Genomic DNA, 4,327 nt, shown 5'->3' on the forward strand with positions numbered 1-4,327 from the left:
CCCCATCCTCATCCCGGCCGCCGTCACCCTCGTGCACGTCATGCAAGGCAACCACCGCCCGGCCACCACCGCCGGCTTTGCGGCTCGTCGCCTCGTTCCCGCCGCCGCCTGACCTCAGTCATCCCAGTCGGGGCCACACCTGCGGGTGTGGCCCCGACTGGTCTATGCGCTGGTCTTGGAGCCGTCGGTGCGGCGGCCCTCACACCCGCTGCGGCAAACGCTGCGCTAGCTAGCTAGCTCACGGTGCAAGCGATAGCGCTGGGCTCGAGGCCTGCGCCCAGAACCGCTTGGGGATCCGGCCGGCCTGGCGGGCTAGGTGACCGGCCCTGACTGCGGCGGCCATCGCAGGCGGGTCGGCCGCCCGAGTCACCGCGCTGGCCAACAGCACCGCATCGCAGCCGAGTTCCATTGCCAGCGTGGCCTCGCTGGCGGTGCCGATGCCCGCGTCGAGCACTACCGGCACGCCAGCCTGCTCGACGATCATCTCGATGTTGTGCGGGTTGGCGATGCCCAGGCCGGTGCCGATCGGTGAGCCTAGCGGCATCACCGTCGCGCAGCCGGTGTCTTCAAGGCGTCGGGCCAGCACCGGATCGTCGGTGGTGTAGGCCAGGACGACGAACCCGTCGTCGACCAATCACTCAGCAGCACAACCAAATTCGACCGCATCGGGCAATAGGCTGCGCTCGTCGCCAATGACTTCGAGCTTGATCCAGTCGGTCTGCAGCGCTTCGCGGGCCAGCTGTGCGGTCAGTACCGCCTCGGCCGCGCTGCGACAACCCGCGGTGTTGGGCAGTGGCGTGATCCCAAGGCGACCGAGCAGATCGAGGACGCCGGTGGCGCCAGTGATATGAATCCGACGCACCACCAACAGCGCCCCACAACCATCATGAGCGGGACACCAACAGGCGCGCCGCATTGTCCGCGACCACATCGACGAATATGAATCCGTGTGAGATCGAACAGACCCTCTTCGAGGACACCGCATGAAGCTCCTGACGTTGCCCCCCAACGGAGTTCGGCCGGCGCGGACGGCACGGTATCAATACGCGCAACCACACCTGTTGCAGGTGTCGTCGCGACTACCCTCCACACGACAATGATGTCGCGGCGAACAATGACCCGTTGGCACCGAGCGCCGACGATCGCATTAGGCGGCTTTCAGCCGGCCTCAGGGTAAGAACGGTTGGCGACAAGCCTGCCTTAACGCGATGAAGGAGTTTCTGATGGCACGCACCGATCTGAGCGCACAGTTCGACAAAATCTCCGACCGAGCAAAAACGGCGACACAACATCTCCGTGCGGCCGGTCAAGGCACCAGGGATCAGCTTGCTGCTGATGCTGCCAAAGCACGCGATAAGGTGACTGCGGCAGCCGATCAGTTGAAGGACAACGCAGATGGTGCTCGCAATAGGGTGTCGTCGCATTGGCAAGAGGTCCGCGGCAAGTGGCAGGCACATGTCGCCGAGGTGCGAAACCGCGTCGAGGATAAGGCCGACCAGCTCGACGCTCGCGCGGCGGCCACCGACGCCGATATCGCCGAGTCCTACGCACTCGATGTCATCGACTTTGCGCAGGCCGCTGTGGAAGAAGCCGAGTCCGCATCGCTGGATGCGATGTACGCGCGCGCCGAAGCTGATGCCCTCCACACTTGATCACGGGAGCGATTTGTGAGCTGGTAGCGGTTCTTCCTAAACACCTTTTGCGGGAGAATGTTTCGGCCACCTAGTGCAGCCTTCGCTGGTACGCGAAACCGAATCAGTGCGGCCGTGCGCCAGCTCGACGTCAGCATCTAGAAGGTAATGCTATGAGCTAGCTCTCGTGGTCGGAGCCTGCCTGATCATCCTCGGCGAGGTGGAGGTCGGCTCCGGGGTCGGTATGCGCCGCGATGTAAAGAAGGCCGAAAGCTCCCTGATCAGTGCTGACTGTCCAGCACGCGCCGCCCCCACAACTACTCACAGATCGACCATTTGACGAACAGTCTTGGTCCGCGGCTACATGAGACGCCGGTGCACTTCGAACGCTAGGCAGAGTTCGGCTAAATCAGACGGGCGGTTCAGCGAACGGCCGGTGCGCTGCTCGATGCGGTGCAGCCGGTAGCGAACGGTATTGGGGTGACAGAACAGCACCTCCCCAACGGTGCGCATCGACCCGTCGTGGTCCCGCCAGGCCTGAAACGTGTCAAACAGGATCTCGCGCTCTTCGCCGGACAGATCGGCAAAGCACTCCATGACCGGGCTTGCGAGTTCGACCATCACGTCGGGCGCACTGACCGCGGCGGTGGCCAGGATGGAGCCGTCAAACACCGACACCGGCGAGCCCGGGTCGGGCCGGCCCCGCAGGGTTACCCGGGCCTGACGTAGCCCGCGCGCAGTGTCGCGCAGATCGTCAAAACGCGCACTGACGCCGACCCGGTCGATGGCCAGCCGCGAAACCAGCGCCAGCACCGCAGCCAGATGGCGGTCGGTGTTGACGTGCACGATTCCGACTTGGACGTCGGGCAGCCCCTGCCACGCGGAGGACACATCCAGGCTGCGGAGCTTTGCCTCGACATCCGGCAAGGCGTCCACCCCGGACCGGGCGATATCCGCGGCGATCACCACGAACGGACCGGTAGTCGGCAGCCGAAGATAATCGGCCGCCTCCCAGACGCTGCACCGCTCGAATAGCCGGCCCTGGATCAACGCGTCGATGAGCAGGAACCGCTGACTTTCGTCGTCCACGACCCGGCGGGTCTGCTCCTGCCGGTATCCAGCGGCCATTGCGTTGGTGAACAGGTCCTGCGCGGTCAGTAATTTGGCGGTCAGCGTCCGCAGCGCATCGCCGTTCATTCCGGGCCGGGTCGCCGCCTCGGCGGCTACGGCCTCCCACACCCGCCGAAAGCCGACGCGATAAGCCTCCATCACCGACGACAGCGGCACCCCGTCCCGCGCCCGCTCGATCCCCAGCCGGGTCGCCGCGGTCACGTTGAAATCGCCGCCCGCGGCGATCGCCCCGAAGATCGCTCGCATGGTGGCCGCGCAGCCCGCGGCCACCACATCGAAAGGCGCCGCCGCGGTCGGCCCGTACAGCCGCACCTCGCGGACGATTGCACGCGCAAGCAGGATCGAGACTTCATCGGTTCGCCGGTACACCGCGTCTGCGACGTCAGCGACCTGTTGGGGCACAATGTCGCTTTTCATGCAGGGCACAATAGGTGGCTGCTGGCCCTCGGCGGTTGTGCACGCGAGACGAAGATGGCCGCGGTTGTTGTTGTCTGGGCGCCAAGAGCAACGGCGTGGCAGTGCCTTTTGGCTACCCGGGGCCAGCTGTTAGCCGGGGGTCAATGCCTTTAGCCGGTGGCGAACCTGGAAAGCACTGATGACATCCACGATGCCGATGACGATCAGCCAGGAGCCGGCGACCAAGGTCAGGATCGCGATCGAATCGAGCGGGGAGATGATCAACACCCCACCGCCGATGACGATGAGCACACCGGACAGCACCTGCCAGCCGCGTGCGGGCAGGTGGTCGAAGGACAGCGCCGCGGCGAGCAGGGTCACCCCGCGGAACAGCCAGCCGATGCCGATCCATAGAGCCAAAAGCAGGATCGACTCGAGTTTGTCGCGGAAGCAGAAGAACCCCAGCACCAGCGACACCACGCCGGTGAGGAACGACAGCACTCTCATTGCGGCGCCGGCGTGCGAGCCGAATGCGGCCAACACATACCCAACCCCGGATACCACCAGGTAGATGCCGAACAGGACACCCGCCACCACCAGTGAGGGACCCGGCCAGGCCAGCACGATGACACCGAGTGCCACGCCCAGGAGGCCGATCAGGAGCAGCAACTGCCACGTGTTGCGCGCCAGCTGGTGCAGTGGACCTTCGAAAACGGTCTTTTCGCTGGTTGTCATGCCAAAAAGATAGTCCGCGGCCGATGCGCAGAGATTGTTCCAGGCGACACTGTTAAGCGCTTCGCAGAGGGATTATGAACAATGTCGGTCCGAGACCACCGGTGTAGGTGGTTGGTCCACGGTCACACCGATAGGCGTATCCAGGCCTTTTGCGGCGGCTTTGTCGCCGGAAGACAACGATCCGCCGCAACTTGGTTGGTTGACGACGTCGCTGCACCGACCTAATGCCGATACTTTTCATCTCGAACGCAACGCAGCACTCCAGACCACCAGCTAATCCCGAATTAGCAAGTACAACAACACATCACAACCGAGCCCTTTGCGGAGAAATGTAGGTAAAGCCATGTTGGTGCCATTCATCATCTTCCTGATGATCCTGTCCCCCATCCTCATCCCGGCCGCCGTCACCCTCGTGCACGTCATGCAAGGCAACC

At 64.1% G+C, this 4,327-nt stretch carries 3 protein-coding genes and 1 pseudogene; 1 reads left to right on the plus strand and 3 read right to left on the minus strand.

Annotated elements, in window-relative coordinates; all coding sequences use genetic code 11:
* Window positions 1-238: 238 nt before the first annotated feature.
* Window positions 239-868: pseudogene (thiG, locus tag VNW74_RS00565) on the minus strand (thiazole synthase); the annotation flags it as partial.
* Window positions 869-1,223: 355 nt separating this feature from the next.
* On the opposite strand from thiG, the gene VNW74_RS00570 reads away from it, so the two are divergent.
* Window positions 1,224-1,652 carry a hypothetical protein gene (locus VNW74_RS00570; protein WP_325674660.1) on the plus strand — a complete coding sequence of 143 codons (429 nt, stop codon included), beginning with the start codon at window positions 1,224-1,226 and terminating at the stop codon, window positions 1,650-1,652.
* A gap of 339 nt (window positions 1,653-1,991) precedes the next feature.
* Here the strand turns inward: VNW74_RS00570 and VNW74_RS00575 are convergent, their stop codons facing one another.
* Window positions 1,992-3,179, minus strand: a complete 1,188-nt coding sequence (locus tag VNW74_RS00575) for a helix-turn-helix domain-containing protein (protein WP_325674661.1) — start codon at window positions 3,177-3,179, stop codon at window positions 1,992-1,994.
* A 129-nt stretch (window positions 3,180-3,308) separates the two neighbouring features.
* Window positions 3,309-3,893 (minus strand): HdeD family acid-resistance protein, encoded by a 585-nt coding sequence (locus tag VNW74_RS00580; RefSeq protein WP_325674662.1) that lies wholly within the window; start codon window positions 3,891-3,893, stop codon window positions 3,309-3,311.
* Between the last annotated feature and the right edge of the window lie 434 nt (window positions 3,894-4,327).

It is taken from the genome of Mycobacterium sp., assembly GCF_035570115.1.
Lineage (GTDB): Bacteria > Actinomycetota > Actinomycetes > Mycobacteriales > Mycobacteriaceae > Mycobacterium.

Coding starts and splice junctions, on each gene's coding strand:
- VNW74_RS00580 (WP_325674662.1), bottom strand. CDS start 3,893: ATGACAACCAGCGAAAAGACCGTTTTCGAAGGTCCACTGCACCAGCTG.
- VNW74_RS00570 (WP_325674660.1), top strand. CDS start 1,224: ATGGCACGCACCGATCTGAGCGCACAGTTCGACAAAATCTCCGACCGA.
- VNW74_RS00575 (WP_325674661.1), bottom strand. CDS start 3,179: ATGAAAAGCGACATTGTGCCCCAACAGGTCGCTGACGTCGCAGACGCG.